Here is a 15,826-nt window from a genome sequence, read left to right as displayed (position 1 = left end):
CCCCGATACTGGTTGTATCGGGGCGATCCCGACAACGCGGCGAGCGTGCGTGCCAGGCGTCGCCGGGCAGACGGGACTTTCGAAACACGCCCTAGTCGAGCAGGTCGGGTTCGCTGCGGCTGATGTCCTGCCACAGGGGCTGGTAGTTGATCCACGCCAGCAGGTCGCCGCCGAGTTGTTCCCGGGTCGCCACCGCCGCCTTGTGCTCGATCAGGACGGGGCGGCCGGCGGCGCGGGCGGTGAGCTGGACCTGACTGGAGCGTTCCATCGACAGGAACCACCAGGCCGCCGCGTCGACCGAGTCGCCGACGGTCAGCGGCCCGTGGTTGCGCAGGACCAGCGCCTTGCGGCTGCCGAGCGCGGCCGCGATGCGCCGCCCCTCCTCGGCGTCGACGGCGACGCCGGTGTAGGCGTCGTACAGCGCCATGTCCTCGTAGAAGGCGCAGCTCTCCTGGGTGATGGGGTCGATCAGTTCGCCGAGGGCGGCGAGGGCGCGCCCGTGGACGGAGTGGCAGTGGGCGACGGCGACGACGTCCGGCCGGGCGGCGTGCACCTGCGCGTGCACGGTGAAGGCGGTCTGGTTGACGTGGTAACGGCCCTCGACGACCTGCCCGTCGGCGTTGACGAGGACGAGGTCGCTCACGGTGACGTGCTTGAAGGGCACGCCGAACGGGTTGACCCAGAAGCAGTCGCTGTACTCGGGGTCGCGTGCGGTGATGTGTCCGGAGACCCCGTCCTCGAAGCCGTACCGGCCGAAGATCCGCACGGCGCCCGCGAGCCGTTCCCTGCGGTGCCGGCGCTCGTCCTCGACCGATTCGTGCATCGGCGGCATGGCGAACCGCAGTCGGTCGGTGGGCAGCGGGGCAGGAGACGTGGGCCCGTGCATCGGTCCTCCAGCACTGGGATGCGTTACGGGCGGAAGTTACCGTCGGTCAGGGAAAAAGGGCAGAGCCGTTACGCAAAGATGATGATTTCCGTCACCTGTGGAGCACGACGTGAGCAGCACCGACCGGCATCCCGCCTCCCTCGTACGGTAGATCACCAGCCGTGACGAGGTCGGACTCGTCCACCCCTTCGCCGAGTGGCGGACCTTCGGCGCGCCGGCGTACGTCGCCGAGTGCCACGGCTTCCGCTACGCGGGCGTCAGGCTGGTCGGCAGGCAGCGGATCGTCCACGTCACCCTGGTGCGCGACACCACCGCCTGGGCGCGGCAGCGGGCGGCGGCGAACACCGCGGCCTTCCCCGACCCGGGCGCCGGGCGTCCCGTACCGGGCATGTACCTCGGCTCGCTCGCCCCGGTCCCCGAGGCACAGCCGGACGTCGGCCTGCTCACGGCCCTCATCCGTCACGAGGCGCTGGAGGCAGCCGTGAACCGCGGTCAGCTGCCGGCCATGGCCTGGGGCTCCGCCGCGCTGTTCCCGCTGAGGGCGCCCTTGACCGGGAAGTACGCCGTGCTGCCCCCGCTCGCCGTCCTGACCCCGCCGGGTCTGCTGGGCACCCTGCGGGTCAACGCCTCGCGCCGGGCGAAGCCGGTGCGGCAGCTCGTCGCGGCGGGCTGCACGGCCGTGCCGGACGGGTCGGGCCGGGGCGCCACGTGCGGCCGACACCGCACACCGTCTGATCCACCCGGCGCGACACGCGATCCCCGCAATACCGGACAGAAGATGTCTGGTATCGGCACCACACTCGCCGTATGACAGCACGCACGACAGCACGTTCCGCGACAGCGGTGAACTGGGCGGTGTTCGCCGAGGCGGAGCCGGAATTCGCACGGGTCGTCGAGGACCGTTTCGGCGCCTTCACGCACCATGTCCTCGCGACCCTGCGCAGGGACGGCTCCCCGCGCACCAGCGGCCTGGAGGTGCGCTTCCTGGACGGTGAGCTGTGGCTCGGCATGATGCCGGGCTCGCTCAAGGTGCTCGACCTGCGCCGCGACCCCCGTTTCTCGCTCCAGGCCAACCCGGGCGAGGGCACCGGGATGGGCGGCGGCGACGTACGGGTCGGCGGGCGGGCCGTCGAGGTCGAGGACGGGGAGGCACGGGCCGGGTACGTGGAAGAGGTGGAACCGCCGCAGCCGTTCCACCTCTTCCGCACCGAGCTGACGGAGGTCGTGCGGACCTACGTCGAGGACGACACGTATCTGGTCGCCCAGGTCTGGAAGCCCGGAGAGACGGTGCGCACTCTCAAGCGGACCTGACCCCGCGGGGCCTGCTCCAGGGGGCCTGCGCCAGGGGTCCTACTCCCACTCGATGGTGCCCGGCGGCTTCGAGGTGACGTCGACGACGACCCGGTTGACGTCACGGACCTCGTTGGTGATCCGGGTGGAGATCTTCGCGAGGACGTCGTACGGCAGGCGCGACCAGTCGGCCGTCATGGCGTCCTCGGAGGAGACCGGGCGCAGGACGATCGGGTGGCCGTAGGTGCGGCCGTCGCCCTGGACGCCCACGCTGCGGACGTCGGCGAGCAGGACCACCGGGCACTGCCAGATCTCGCGGTCCAGACCGGCCGCCGTCAGCTCCTCGCGGGCGATCGCGTCGGCGTCGCGGAGCAGGTCGAGGCGGTCCTTGGTGACCTCGCCGACGATGCGGATGCCGAGGCCGGGGCCGGGGAACGGCTGGCGCTGGACGATCTCCTCCGGCAGGCCGAGTTCCTGGCCGACCATGCGGACCTCGTCCTTGAACAGCTTGCGCAGCGGCTCGATGAGCTGGAACTCGAGGTCCTCGGGCAGTCCGCCCACGTTGTGGTGGGACTTGATGTTGGCGGTGCCGGTGCCGCCGCCGGACTCGACGACGTCCGGGTACAGGGTGCCCTGGACCAGGAACGCGACCTCGGGACCCTCGTCGGCGATGATCTCCGCCTGGGCCTGCTCGAAGACGCGGATGAACTCGCGGCCGATGATCTTCCGCTTCTCCTCGGGGTCGGAGACCCCCTTGAGGGCGGTGAGGAAGCGCTCCTCCGCGTCGACGACCTTCAGCTGGACGCCGGTCGCGGCGACGAAGTCCTTCTCGACCTGCTCGGTCTCGCCCTTGCGCATGAGGCCGTGATCGACGTAGACGCAGGTCAGCTGGGAACCGATGGCCTTCTGGACCAGGGCGGCGGCCACCGCGGAGTCGACGCCGCCGGACAGGCCGCAGATCGCGCGCTTGTCGCCGACGAGTTCGCGGATGGCGGCCACCTGCTCGTCGATGACGTTGCCGGTGGTCCAGTCCGGGGTGAGACCCGCGCCGCGGTACAGGAAGTGCTCGAGCACCTGCTGGCCGTGCGTGGAGTGCATGACCTCGGGGTGGTACTGGACGCCGTAGAGCTTCTTCTCGTCGTTCTCGAAGGCGGCGACCGGGACGACGTCCGTGGAGGCGCTGACGGTGAAGCCCTCGGGGGCGGCGGAGCAGGCGTCGCCGTGCGACATCCACACGGCCTGCTCGGCCGGGGTGCCCTCGAAGAGGGTGGAGGAGACGCGGGAGACGTGCAGGTCGGTGCGGCCGTACTCGCGGGCGCCGGTGTTGTCGACGGTGCCGCCGAGGGTCTGCGCCATCAGCTGGAAGCCGTAGCACATGCCGAATACGGGGACGCCGGCCTCGAAGATCGCGCGGTCGAGGCGGGGGGCGCCCTCCTCGTAGACGGACGAGGGGCCGCCGGAGAGGATGATCGCCGCCGGGTTCTTGGCGAGCATCTCCTGGACGGGCATGGTGCTCGGCACGATCTCGCTGTAGACCCGCGCCTCGCGGACTCGACGGGCGATGAGCTGGGCGTACTGCGCGCCGAAGTCGACGACCAGGACGGTGTCGGGGGCGGCGGCAGCGGGAGTCGCTGTGGACACGGGGGCCTTCCGGCGGTTGGGCGGAGTCTCTGTGCTGGCCAATTCTACCGAGGTGGGCGCGGAACCGGTCCCGTCGCCGGGGACCGCCGGGCCCGCGGCCCCCCGTCGCCGGTGAACCGCCGTGGCATACTGGCCCCATGCTTTCGCACGCGACCTTCGTCTTTACCTATGGCACCCGGCCCGCCGGCTGCCATGGTCGTGCTGCTTGAGCTGAGGCAGCGACTTCCCAGGCGCCCCGGGCCGACAAGGCCCGGGGCGCCTGTCGTTTCTCCCGGGTCCTGCCGTTCCGGGGCATCCGCATCCACCACCACAGGAGCCCCCATGACCGCCACCGACGTGACCGGCGCCCGCACCCCCGAGGCCGCCGGCGTGATCACCGGCGCGCGTGAGCGCATCGACGCGCTCGACGACCGGATCATCGGTCTCATCCAGGAACGGGTCGCCGTGTCCGCCGTGATCCAGGAGGCCCGGATCACCTCCGGCGGCCGGCGCGTGAACCTGTCCCGCGAGATGGAGATCCTCGACCACTACCGACGGGCCCTCGGCAAGCCCGGCACGTCGCTCGCCATGACGCTCCTCGAACTGTGCCGGGGTCGCATCTGAGTTCGGTGCCCCTCTCACCCGTACGGCGCGTGACCGGTCCCGGACGGCTTCGTTGGTCCCGGTGTCCGTTCCAGCCAGGGGCGGGCCCGGAAGAACCACGCGTGGCTCACTGGAGCGATGAGGCGTACGGGTCGTGCCGTGCGCCGTGGGACCTCGCTCCGGGGAAGTGACCGGACGGCAGGGGACAGCAGCCCGGTCACCCAAGAGAACGGCCGGCCTCGGGGACGCTCGGGGCCGGCCGGCGGGAAGGGCAAAACGCACAAGGGCCGGGTCAAACGGTTGCGGGCGCCGCGTTCATCCAGCACGATGCGCAGAAAGCCCCAAGTCCCGCCGGGGACAACCGCATTGCACCACTCTCCCGTGCTGTGCCCCGATGAGTGGCGTTGTGTCCCCGCCGGTCACCAAAGGTCCGGACCAGTCACGCACCCCGTGTGCGCTCCGGCGTCCACCCGGCACGGACGCGGAAGCTCGACAAGCCAGCGGCGCAACCCCCCGGCGCCGCTCCACAGGCACCGGCGCCGCCCTGACGCCGGTGCTGAGGGTAAGGAAGGGCCCCGCGGATCCGTCCCGCGGGGCCCTTCGCCATGCCGGTGTGACGCATGCCACATAAGAAGCGCGTGAAGAGAGGGCAACTCTTCACAGGCTCGGTCGGTCACACCTAGCGAACTCAGGGCCATCAGCCGCTCCCCCATGCGGAAGGCCTCCTCAACCGCGCCGCGGCCTCGCCGCCGTGACGCACCGCATCGATCGAGGTCTCTTTTCATGAAGCTCCGCCGAGCCGTGGTGACCATGGCCGCGACCGCCGTCCTCGCGCCGCTGGCCCTGCTGTCGGCGCCGACCGCCTTCGCCGAGGAGAGCGGCACGGCGTCGCCCAGCGCGTCGTCGTCCGAGAGCACCTCCGCCTCGCCGTCCGACTCGGCGGGTTCCTCGGAGTCCGCCTCCGCGTCCGAGTCCGCCTCCGAGTCCGCGTCGGGCTCGGCCTCCGCCTCCGAGGAGACGAAGCCGACCGGCTCCCCGTCGTCCTCCTCTTCCTCGTCGGCGTCCGCGTCCTCCTCGCCCGGCGGGGAGCCGTCGGAATTCCCCGACGACTGCCCGGTCGACGAGGACGGCGTCGACGTCGACTCCCAGCTGGAACTGTCCGTGTCCGGTCTGCCCGGCAAGATCGTCGCAGGCAGCGGGTGGCACACCTTCAAGCTCACCGCCGCCAACCACAGCGACGAGGCCCTGGGCACCGTGCAGTGGCTCGCGGCCATCGACAACGAGTCGATGAGCGACGACGAGCGGACCTGGCTGAGCACCTACGCCAAGATCGAGTACTACGACCCGCAGGCCAAGGCCTGGGACTCCATCGCGGACGACTTCGGCAACGGCTTCTACTTCGGCCAGACGGAACTCGGCCCCAAGGAGACCGTCGACATCAAGCTGCGCGTCGACATCACCGCGAAGGCCCCGGCCGGCGACGGCTTCACCCTGGGCCTCGGCGGCTACGTCGACGCGGAGAAGAACTGCGTCCACAGCTCCTTCGCGCTCTACGAGTTCACCGTGCTCAAGCCCGGCAGCAGCAACGACGACCCGGGTGAGGCCAAGCCGGGCGAGGGCCAGGCTCCCGAGGGCGGCAAGCAGCCGCAGGGCGGCGCCAACGAGATCCCCGCCACCGGCAGCCTCGCCGAGACCGGCTCCAACTCCGTGCTGCCGATGATCGGCCTGGTCGGCGGTGTCGCCGTCGTCGCCGGTGCGGGTGCGGTGTTCACCGCGCGCCGCCGCAGGACACAGGCGTAAGCCTGACAAGGCCCCTGGGGCCACCGTGAAGGAGGGACCTGCGCTCGGAGGGGGGCGCAGGTCCCTCCTTCCGTGTCCGGTGACTTCCTCTTCCGCGTTCGGCCCCCGCGGCTTCCGCGTCCGGCTACTTCTTCGGTGGCACCGTCGGCATCCCCAGGAACGGCAGCCGCAGGGCCGCGAACGCCTCGGCCGGGACCGCCGGGTCGCGCGGTTCCACCGGCTTCAGCCGCTCGTAGGCCGCCCCCTGCGCGGGGCGCGGGTCCGGCTCCCCCTTGTTCGGCCAGTACGACATCGCACGCTCGGCCTGGGCGGTGATCGTCAGCGACGGGTTCACGCCGAGGTTCGCCGAGACGGCGGCGCCGTCCACGACGGAGATGCCGGGGTGGCCGTACAGCCGGTGGTACGGGTCGATGACGCCGGTCTCGCGGGAGTCGCCGATCGGGCAGCCGCCGAGGAAGTGGGCGGTGAGCGGGGTCCCCATCAGCTCGCCCACGTTGGAACCGGCGAAGCCGTTGATCTCGGCGGCGAGGGCGTCGGCCGCCTCCGAGGCCGCCTTGATCTGCTTGGGGTTGGGACTGCCGTGCCCCTGGCGTGCGGTGAGCAGGCCCTTGCCGACACCGGTCTGCTTCAGGTGCGTGGTCAGCGAGTTGTCCAGGGACTGCATGACCAGGCCGATGATGGTCTTCTCCGACCAGCGGCGGTTGGACAGGGAGCGCAGCACCAGGACGGGATGGCGGGCGGCGTTCGCCAGCCAGCCGGCGACCCGCGACGAGCCCTCCGCGTACGGCACCTGGAGGATCGACAGGCTGCCCATGGAGTTGGAGCCCTTGCCGTAGCGGACCGGCTCGATGTGGGTGTGCGGGTCCGGGTGGATCGAGGAGGTGATCGCGACGCCGCGCGTGAAGTCGGCCTTCGGCCGCCCGGTCGCCCTGCGGTAGCGGCGGTCGTCGGTCTGGGCGCCGACCAGCGCCTCCGAGTTGGTGCGGGTCAGCTCACCGAGCCGGTCGGAGAGGTACGGCAGCTGCCGGCCCGCCTTCATGCGGTGCAGCAGGGTCTGGGTGCCGTAGGTTCCGGCGGCGAGGACGACCCGGCGGGCCGTGAAGGTGCGGCCGCGCGACCTGCGGCGGTCGTCGGTCGGGAGGGTCGCCACCGCGTACCCGCCTCGTGAGTCGTCGGTGACCGAGACGACCGTCGTCAGGGGGTGGACGACGGCGCCCGCTTTCTCCGCGAGGTAGAGATAGTTCTCGTTGAGGGTGTTCTTCGCGCCGTGCCGGCAGCCGGTCATGCACTCGCCGCACTCGTTGCAGGCCTTGCGGGCGGGACCCGCGCCCCCGAAGTAGGGGTCCGCGACCTGCTCGCCGGGCCGTGCCGTCACCGAACCGTCGGCGTCCTCGCCGTCCCCGAAGAACACGCCCACCGGCGCCATGTGGAAGGTGTCGCCCACGCCCATCCGCTCGGCCGCCGCCCTGAGGTGCACGTCGGACGGGGTCGTCGTCGGGTTGAGGCGCACGCCGAGCATGCGGGTGGCCTGGTCGTAGTAGGGGGCCAGCTCCTCCTGCCAGTCGGTGATGTGCCGCCACTGGGGGTCCTCGAAGAAGGGCTTCGGCGGGACGTAGAGGGTGTTGGCGTAGTTGAGGGAGCCGCCGCCGACGCCCGCGCCGGCCAGGACCATGACGTTGCCCAGCAGGTGGATGCGCTGGATGCCGTACATGCCGAGCCTGGGGGCCCAGAGGTAGTTCTTCAGGTCCCAGGAGTTCTTCGGGAGCGACTCGCGGGTGAAGCGGCGGCCGGCCTCCAGGACGCCGACCCGGTACCCCTTCTCCGTGAGGCGCAGGGCGGTGACCGAGCCGCCGAAGCCGGATCCGACGACGACGACGTCGTAGTCGTACGCGTCGTCCACGGCGTCGCTGTCGGCCTCGGCGTCGATGCCGGCCCCGGCGTCGGCCGTGGCGTCCCGGTGGCCGGGGCCGTCCTCGTCCCGGGGCTGGGCGGAGTTCTCCTGTGACACGTGCTCTCCTCGTCGAGAACGGGTGCTGTCTAGCGGAAGCGGAACGCCTTCATCAGGCGCAGGCTGCGGCTCATGAACTCCGCGTACTTCTCGTCGTCCATGCCCAGCGCCGGCGCCATCGGCAGCAGTCGCTGCTGGGCCACCGTCTGGGCCTCGGTGTACTTGAGGATGCCCTCGGAGCCGTGGCGGCGGCCGAGGCCGGAGTCCTTCATGCCGCCCATGGGCGACTGGACGCTGCCGTAGGCGGGGGCGTAGCCCTCGTTGACGTTGACGGTGCCGGTGCGCAGGCGGGCGGCGACCGCGCGGCCGCGTCGGCCGTCCTTCGTCCAGACCGAGGAGTTCAGGCCGTACGGCGTCGCGTTGGCGCGTTCGACCGCCTCGTCGTCGGTCGTGAAGCGGTAGACCGAGACGACCGGGCCGAAGGTCTCCTCGCCGCACACGGACATCGGTTCCGTGACGCCGTCGAGGATCGTCGGCTCGAAGAAGTACGGGCCTATGTCCGGGCGGGCGACACCGCCGGCGACGACCCGGGCGCCCTCGGCGACGGCCTCCGCCACGTGCCGGGTCACGGTCTCCAGCTGGCGTTCGCCGACGAGGGAGCCCATGTCGGCGCCGTAGGCGAGGGAGGTCCCGAGGCGCATGGCCCTCGTGCGGGCGGCGAAGCGCTCCAGGAAGGCGTCGGCGATCGACTCGTGGACGTACAGCCGCTCGATGGAGATGCACAGCTGGCCGGCGGAGGAGAAGCAGGCGCGGACCGCTCCGGCGGCGGCCTTCTCGATGTCGGCGTCCTCCAGGACCAGCATGGCGTTCTTGCCGCCGAGTTCGAGGGAGACGCCGACCAGGCGGGCGGCGGCACCCTGCGCGACCTCGCGGCCGGTGCGGGTGGAGCCGGTGAAGGAGACGTAGTCGGCGTGCCGGACGACCTCGGGGCCGACGACCGGGCCCTCGCCGATGACGACCTGGAAGACCTCGGCGGGCAGCCCGGCCTCGATGAGCAGGTCGCGGGCCCACAGCGCGGTGAGGCAGGTCTCCGTGTCGGGCTTCATGACGACCGCGTTGCCGGCGACGAAGGCGGGCAGCGCGTCGCCGACGGAGAGTTCGAGCGGGTAGTTCCAGGGGGCGATCTGGCCGACGACCCCGCGCGGGTGACGCAGCTCGGTGACCTTGGTCAGCGTCGGCATGGCGCCCGCGTGCCGCTTCGGCCGCAGGTAGGCGGGGGCCTTGCGGCCGTAGTGGCGGGCCGCGACGGCGACCGCCTGCACCTCCTCGTGGGCGTGCAGGCGCGCCTTGCCGGTCTCCAGCTGGATCAGGTCGAGGACCTCGCCCTGGCGCTGGAGCACCAGGTCGTGGAAGCGCAGCAGGACCGCGGCCCGTTCCCGCACCGGCACCTGCGCCCACACCTCCTGCGCGGCCCGGGCCGCGGTGAACGCCCGCCGCACGTCCTCGGGGGTGGACTCGGGCAGGTCGGCGAGCTTCTCGCCGGTGAACGGCGTGTGGTTCGCCGTGAGCCCGGAACCGGCGACGCCCTTGGTGAGGTGGGCGACGAGCTGGGGGGTCACCACGTCGGCGGCGGTACGGGCGCCGGCGGGGGTCGGGGCGAGGGGGTTGGTACCGGTCTTCTCCGGGGCCTGCGAGTCCGTCATGTGCCGCAGGGTATGACGTGGCGAACGCTTTTGGTACCCGTCGGTAACGGGGATTCACCGACCGCACACACGACGCCAGTGGTCACTGGCAACAAACCCGCTGATCAGCGGGTTGTGCGTGACGGTTCCTCTTTCGCGGCCCGTGTCCCACGGCACCCCGATCCGGAGCCGTTCCGGGCCGCCGCGAAGACGGCCGTGTCCCGTTCCTCGTCCGCGGTGTCCTTCGGCAGGTCGACCCGCAGCTCGTACCTCCGGCTGTCGTCGGCGAGCACGAACAGCTCCATCACGCGGGTCGGGGACGTGTCCGGGCCGCAGGTGGTGTCGGCCGCAGGTGGTGTCGGCGAGCGCCGCCTCACGGCCTCGGAAGACGGTCCGGGCCGTCAGCGTGCGCGCGTCCCCGTCGAGCCCGTCCCACGTCTTTCGGATCCCCGGCGCCGCTCGTGTCACACGACCACCACGAGCGTGGTCCGTCAGAGCTCGTCCACGTCGAGGTGGGCGATCGCCGTCCGCGCCACCTCCTGGCCCCGCTTCGTGAAGTCGCCCTTGCCGGGGTAGGCGATGGTGAGCTTGTACATGTCGCCGGCGGTGGACTTGTAGTACAGAGTCCGCATCTCGCGGGGGCGGGGGTTCTGGGTGTCGTCGGTGGTGTAGCGGACCGTGTTCTCGGCGGCCGGCCTGCCCCGGTACTCGGCGGTGGCGTTCGGCTCGGTCTTCGGCCCCTTCGGCATGTCGAGGGCGTAGCTGCCGTTGGACTTGAAGTCGTCGTTGTCCTCGTACATCTCGGCGGCCGCGGAGTCCTTGATCTCGCCGCCGGTGTCCTCCGCCTTGCGGTCGACGGTCAGGACGATCGAGACGGCCCCGCTCGGATCCGTGAAGCTGACCCGGTGGTCGTCGTCCGACTCCCGGTCCGGTGTGCCGATCACGTAGTCCTTCGGCACCGCCAGCGTCGCGGTGACGTCCTTCTGGGCGCTCGTCGTCCAGTCGGCGGGCAGCCCGCCGGCGGAGCGGTCGGCGACGATCAGCCAGGCCGTGAGCGCGGCGGCGACGACCGCCGCCGCGAGCCCGGTCCAGAACAGCCTGGTGCCGACCCGCAGGCCCCAGCCGGCCCGTCCGGCACTGACCTTGACGGACCAGCCGCCGATCGGGCCGGCCGCGGCTCCGGTGAGGCTCCCGGGTGCGGTCACCAGCTGGGTGGGCGCCGGGGCGGGCGGGTTCGCGGCGCGCTCCAGCAGGGCGCGGACCTGCGCGGCCTGCGGGCGACGGGCCGGGTCCTTCTCCAGCAGGCCGTCGACGGCCTCGGCGAGCGGGCCCCGCGCGGCGGTGGGCGGCGCGGGCGCGGCGTTGAGGACGGACTGGAGGGTCGCCGGGGTGTTGCTGCGGCGGAACGGCGAGACGCCCTCCGTCGCCGCGTACAGCACCACGCCCAGCGACCACAGGTCGGACGCCGGGCCGGGGCGCTGGCCCAGCACCCGCTCGGGCGCGATGAACTCGGGCGAGCCGACGAAGCCGCCGGTGTCGGTCAGGTTGGTCTCGCCCTCGATCTGGGCGATGCCGAAGTCGGTGAGGACGACCCGGTCGTGCCGCCCGAGCAGCACGTTGTCCGGCTTCACGTCCCGGTGCAGGATGCCCGCAGCGTGGGCGGCCTCCAGTGCGCCGAGCACCTCCAGGCCGATGCGGGCGGCCTCGCGCACGCCGAGCGTGCCCTCCTCCAGGGCGGCGCCGAGCGACCGCCCGTGGACCAGCTCCATCACGATCCACGGCTGCCCGTCGACGACCGCGACGTCATGGACGTTCACCACGGACGGATGGTCCAGCCGGGCCGCGGCCCGCGCCTCGCGCCGCATCCGCTCGAAGGCGTTGGCCCGTTCACGTTCGGGAAGGTGGTCCGGTACGCGCGGCTCCTTGACGGCGACCTCCCGGTCCACCGTCTCGTCCTTGGCCCGCCACACCGTGCCCATGCCGCCGTGCCCGAGCTTGGCGAGGAGCCGGTAGCGGCCCGCGATGAGCCGCCCGACACCGTTCTCCCGCGGGGCGGACGCGGCCTGGGCGGGCATCGCGTAGGGGTTGCCGGGCTGCGGGGCCGGCGCGTCGTGGGACGCCTGCGGTGATCGCGGAGGCTGCTGCGCCTGCGGAGGCTGCTGCGCCTGCGGAGGTTGCTGCGCCGGTGCCTGCCGAGGCGGTTGCAGAACAAAACTCGTGGTCTCGTCGGCCCCGTGGCCCGGTCCCCCGTTGTGGCTCATGCGTCCATCCATATCGCGCCACGCGGGCCGATATCCACCAGTGGCCCCCACCGGTCACAGACCCGTGACGCGACCCGTCCCTTATCTCCCCTTATTCCGGTACGAGCGTGTCGACGGCCACGTCGAAGTACTCGCGCGCCTCCCGCGCCTTGCCGACCGGCGCCGAGACCCACACGTCGTACAGCCGCCCGCCGTCCTCCCAGCACAGGTCGTACGTGTGCCGGGCGCCCTCCGCCGCGTCGAAGCCGTCCCAGGTGAACTCCCAGAGGGCGGCGGGCCGTCCGGCGCGCGTCGTCTCGGTGACGCGGCCGTCGCGGTAACCGGGGTTGGTGTCGGGGCCCTTGAGCGCGGCGCGTTCCATCACCCCGAGCGGGCCGCCGGGCTGGGGCACGCCGACCTTCACGCCGAGCCGGAAGATCTGCCCCGGGGACAGGTAGAAGACCCGTCCGCCCTGCGGATCCCGGGTGAAACCCTCCGGCACGGCGAGCGTGAACCCGGCCGGGTCGGCGACGACGCGGTAGCCGGAGGGCGCGCTGGGGCGGCTCCGGGACGGGGTGGCGGAGGGAGTGGGGGAAAGCGGCGCGGAGGAGGTGGGGGCGGGCGTGCCGCCGGACGTCGTCCCCACCGCGCCGCCCGGTCCTCCCGGTGCCGAACTCGCCGGCGCGCCGCCCCCGCCGCCGTCCCGGTCGAACAGCAGCGCCGCCGACACGCCGGCGCCCGCCATCGCCGCCACCAGCAGCGCGGCCACCAGCGTGCCTCGCGCGGACCGCTCGCGGAGCGGGGGGTCCGAGGCGGGGCGGGCGGGCCGCTGGCGCGGCAGGTCGGCCTGCGTGGGCGGGTACCCGGTCCGGCCGGCCGGCGTGCGCCCGGTGTCCAGGAAGGCGCGCAGCATCCGCTCGGCCCGCTCCGCGTCCAGCCGCCGGTCCGGATCCCGCTCCAGCAGCCCCCGTACGACGGGCAGGAGCGGCTCGGCCTGCGGAGGCGTACGGATGTCGGCGAAGACGACGGCGTGCAGGATGCCGCCGAGCGAGTCGCGGCGGAACGGCGACTCGCCGCTCAGCGCCGTGCACAGCAGCGCGCCCAGCGACCACAGGTCGGACGCGGGACCGGTCCGCTCCCCGGACATGCGTTCCGGCGCGGTGTACTCGGGCGAACCGACGAAGGAGCCCGTCTCGGTGAGGGTGGTGGCGCCCGCGACCTGCGCGATGCCGAAGTCGGTGAGGACGGCGCGCCCGGTGGCGGAGTCGACCAGGACGTTGGCGGGCTTGATGTCCCGGTGCAGCACCCCGGCCGCGTGTGCGGCGCGCAGTGCGCCGAGCAGGTCGGCGCCGATCCGGGCGGCCTCGCGCGGGTCGATCGGGCCCCGTTCGGCGATCCGGTCGGCGAGTGAGCCGCCCTCGATCAACTCCATGACGATGTACGGCCGTTCGTCCTCCACGACGACGTCGTGCACCACGATGATGTGCGGGTGGCTGAGCTGGGCGACCGCACGGGCTTCGCGCAGCGTCCGGTCGCGGCGGGCGCGGGCCTCCTCGGCGGACAGGGAGTCGTCCTGGACCAGTTCCTTCACCGCGACACGCCGTCCCAGCAGGTGGTCCGTCGCCCGCCACACGATCCCCATGCCGCCACGCCCGAGCCTCGCCTCCAGCCGGTAGCGGCCCGCGATGACCCGGACGGTGTCCCCCTCGGTCCCCATGCGCCCATCATGCCCCACCGGACGCCACGCCTCCGGGGCGCTGATCGGCCAAGTCACGCGCGGCGCCGCCCCGCCGGGACGGGGCCGGACCGACGGGGTCCCTCGTGTGGATCGGACCGGACCCCGCGAGCCCGGCCTGGTCCGAACGAGAGGCCTCAGGTGCCCGGCGGCTCCCGCCAGCTCTGCAGCACCGAGGTGAACTGCCGGGCGGTGCTCGCCCAGTCCTCGGCGGGCGAGGACATGTAGATGACGTACTCGGTGCCGTCTCGGGAGATGTACGCCTCCTCGACCGCGTGCCGCGGGCCGGGGAAGTCCGTGTCCTTGGCGAGCGCGGTCCAGGTGTACTCCCACCGGGCGCCCTCGCGGTCGCGGTAGGTGTTCCGCTCGAGGGTGACCCGCTCGTAGTCGACCAGTCGCTCGAGCTGCTGTTCGAGGTCGAGCTGGTGGGCGTACGGGTCGTCGAAGTCCGGGGAGGTGTCGACGGCGATGCGGACGAAGTGCTCGCCGCCGTCGGGCGAGTAGTCCACCTGCTTGAGGTCGCCGTCGTCCTGGAACAGCTTCCGCTCCCAGGTCCGGGGCAGCGAGAGCCCGAACCCGAGGGGATCCTCGATGTCCACCCGGGCGTCGGAGACGGCGCCCTGGTCCTTCTGCTTGCCGGTGCCGGTGGCGGTGGGGCTGGTGGTCGGCGAACCGGAACCCCGCGCCGTACCGTCGCCGCCCCAGGTCCGCAGCGCCACCGCCGTACCGCCTCCGACCAGCGCGGCGACGACGACCACGAGCGCGAGGGTACGCAGCCGGCGGCGCCGGGACGACCGGCCCGGCGGGGCCTGCCCGGGCCCCGGCCCGGCCGGGCCGATGGCGGTCGGGCCGGTGACGGGGTGGACGTGCGTCCCGGAGGCGGCCGGGACGGAAGTGGCGGAGGCGGGGGTGGCGGAGGGCGGGGTGGCGGAGGCGGGGATGCCCGGCCCCGCGGCCGCCCCGGCGTACGGGTACGGCGTGCCGCCCGCGTGCGTGGAGCCGGACGGGTACGGCGTGCCGCTGCCGTCCGTGAGGTGGGTCGCCCCGCCGGTCGGTGCCCCGGCCGCCACCCCGGCCGGCCCGGCGGTCGTCCCGCCGCGCCGGGTGCCCTGCCCCTGCTCCGGCCCCGGCCCCGTGTACTGCGTCGGTACGTACGCCTGTGCCTCGTCGGGCCGGCGGCCCTCCGCCGCCTCCGCGAGCAGGCGTTCCGCACCGGCCGTGTCGGGCCGGTCGGCGGGGTCCTTGCGCAGCAGCGCGGTGATGACGGGGGCGAGCGGGCCGGCGTACCGCGGCTCGGCGGCCTCCTCCTCGACGACCGCCTGCATCGTGGACAGCGGCGAGGTGCGGCGGAAGGGCGAACGGCCCTCCACCGCCGTGTACAGCGTGGCGCCGAGCGCCCACAGGTCGGAGGAGGGACCCGGGTCGTGGCCGCGGACGCGCTCGGGGGCGAGGAAGTCGACGGACCCGACGACCTCTCCGGTGCGGGTGATGGTGGTGTCGCCCTCGATCTGGGCGATCCCGAAGTCGGTGAGCAGGACCCGGCCGTCGTCGGAGAGCAGCACGTTGCCGGGCTTGACGTCGCGGTGCAGGACGCCCGCGGTGTGCGCGGCACGCAGGGCGCGCAGCACCCACAGGCCGATCCGGGCGGCCTCGGTCGGCTCGACACGCCCGTCCGCCTTGACCGCGTCGGCCAGCGAACGGCCCTCGACCAGCTCCATCACGATCCAGGGGCGGCCGTCGTGTTCGAGCACGTCGTGCACGGTGACGACGGCGGAGTGGTTGATCCGCGCGGCGGCGCGGGCCTCGGCCCTGGTGCGCGCCAGCAGGACCGAACGGTCGCTCTCGGAGACGTAGAGCGCGGCGGTCAGTTCCTTGAGGGCGACGGACCGGTGCAACAGGTCGTCGTGCGCGCGCCATACGCGGCCCATGCCGCCGCTGCCGATGGCGTCGACCAACCGGTAACGGCCCGCGACGAGCAGGCCCTGCATCTGATTCACGTTGCCCCGCAATGCTCTTGACAGG

At 72.8% G+C, this 15,826-nt stretch carries 11 protein-coding genes; 4 read left to right on the top strand and 7 right to left on the bottom strand.

The genetic code is table 11. The annotated features are described in order from the left end of the window. Positions 1-91 precede the first annotated feature (91 nt). Entirely contained in the window at positions 92-886 is a 795-nt protein-coding gene (locus AB0N31_RS28745) for a class II aldolase/adducin family protein (protein ID WP_366061350.1), read from the bottom strand. A 298-nt stretch (positions 887-1,184) separates the two neighbouring features. Here AB0N31_RS28745 and AB0N31_RS28740 point away from each other — a divergent pair, with 298 nt between their 5' ends. Then, positions 1,185-1,697, top strand: coding sequence for a hypothetical protein (locus tag AB0N31_RS28740; protein ID WP_366061349.1), 513 nt, complete (start codon positions 1,185-1,187; stop codon positions 1,695-1,697). Beyond that, complete coding sequence (locus AB0N31_RS28735) at positions 1,694-2,197, top strand: pyridoxamine 5'-phosphate oxidase family protein (RefSeq protein ID WP_366061348.1); 504 nt, start codon at positions 1,694-1,696, stop codon at positions 2,195-2,197. The genes AB0N31_RS28740 and AB0N31_RS28735 overlap by 4 nt, the downstream gene beginning before the upstream one ends. A gap of 39 nt (positions 2,198-2,236) precedes the next feature. Here AB0N31_RS28735 and guaA read toward each other — a convergent pair whose 3' ends face one another. Beyond that, positions 2,237-3,817, bottom strand: a complete 1,581-nt coding sequence (gene guaA, locus AB0N31_RS28730) for a glutamine-hydrolyzing GMP synthase (RefSeq protein WP_366061347.1) — start codon at positions 3,815-3,817, stop codon at positions 2,237-2,239. A gap of 321 nt (positions 3,818-4,138) precedes the next feature. On the opposite strand from guaA, the gene AB0N31_RS28725 reads away from it, so the two are divergent. After that, on the top strand, positions 4,139-4,420 hold the full coding sequence (locus AB0N31_RS28725; protein ID WP_366061346.1) for a chorismate mutase: 282 nt from the start codon (positions 4,139-4,141) through the stop codon (positions 4,418-4,420). A 762-nt stretch (positions 4,421-5,182) separates the two neighbouring features. Then, positions 5,183-6,199 carry an LAETG motif-containing sortase-dependent surface protein gene (locus AB0N31_RS28720; protein ID WP_366061345.1) on the top strand — a complete coding sequence of 339 codons (1,017 nt, stop codon included), beginning with the start codon at positions 5,183-5,185 and terminating at the stop codon, positions 6,197-6,199. A 124-nt stretch (positions 6,200-6,323) separates the two neighbouring features. Here AB0N31_RS28720 and AB0N31_RS28715 read toward each other — a convergent pair whose 3' ends face one another. The 5 genes from AB0N31_RS28715 to AB0N31_RS28695 form a co-directional block, all read right to left on the bottom strand. Beyond that, on the bottom strand, positions 6,324-8,099 hold the full coding sequence (locus tag AB0N31_RS28715) for a GMC family oxidoreductase (RefSeq protein WP_366061353.1): 1,776 nt from the start codon (positions 8,097-8,099) through the stop codon (positions 6,324-6,326). A gap of 137 nt (positions 8,100-8,236) precedes the next feature. Further along, on the bottom strand, positions 8,237-9,850 hold the full coding sequence (locus tag AB0N31_RS28710) for a succinic semialdehyde dehydrogenase (RefSeq protein ID WP_366061344.1): 1,614 nt from the start codon (positions 9,848-9,850) through the stop codon (positions 8,237-8,239). Between the two features lie 470 nt (positions 9,851-10,320). Continuing rightward, positions 10,321-12,090: a serine/threonine-protein kinase gene (locus AB0N31_RS28705; RefSeq protein ID WP_366061343.1), complete on the bottom strand. Its 1,770-nt coding sequence runs from the start codon at positions 12,088-12,090 to the stop codon at positions 10,321-10,323. A 91-nt stretch (positions 12,091-12,181) separates the two neighbouring features. Further along, positions 12,182-13,786 (bottom strand): serine/threonine-protein kinase, encoded by a 1,605-nt coding sequence (locus AB0N31_RS28700; protein ID WP_366061342.1) that lies wholly within the window; start codon positions 13,784-13,786, stop codon positions 12,182-12,184. 155 nt (positions 13,787-13,941) lie between these two features. Then, complete coding sequence (locus tag AB0N31_RS28695) at positions 13,942-15,792, bottom strand: protein kinase (RefSeq protein ID WP_366061352.1); 1,851 nt, start codon at positions 15,790-15,792, stop codon at positions 13,942-13,944. Between the last annotated feature and the right edge of the window lie 34 nt (positions 15,793-15,826).

The sequence above is a fragment of the Streptomyces sp. NPDC051051 genome (assembly GCF_040682975.1).
Taxonomy (GTDB): domain Bacteria; phylum Actinomycetota; class Actinomycetes; order Streptomycetales; family Streptomycetaceae; genus Streptomyces.
This window is presented reverse-complemented; position numbering and strand designations above follow the sequence as displayed.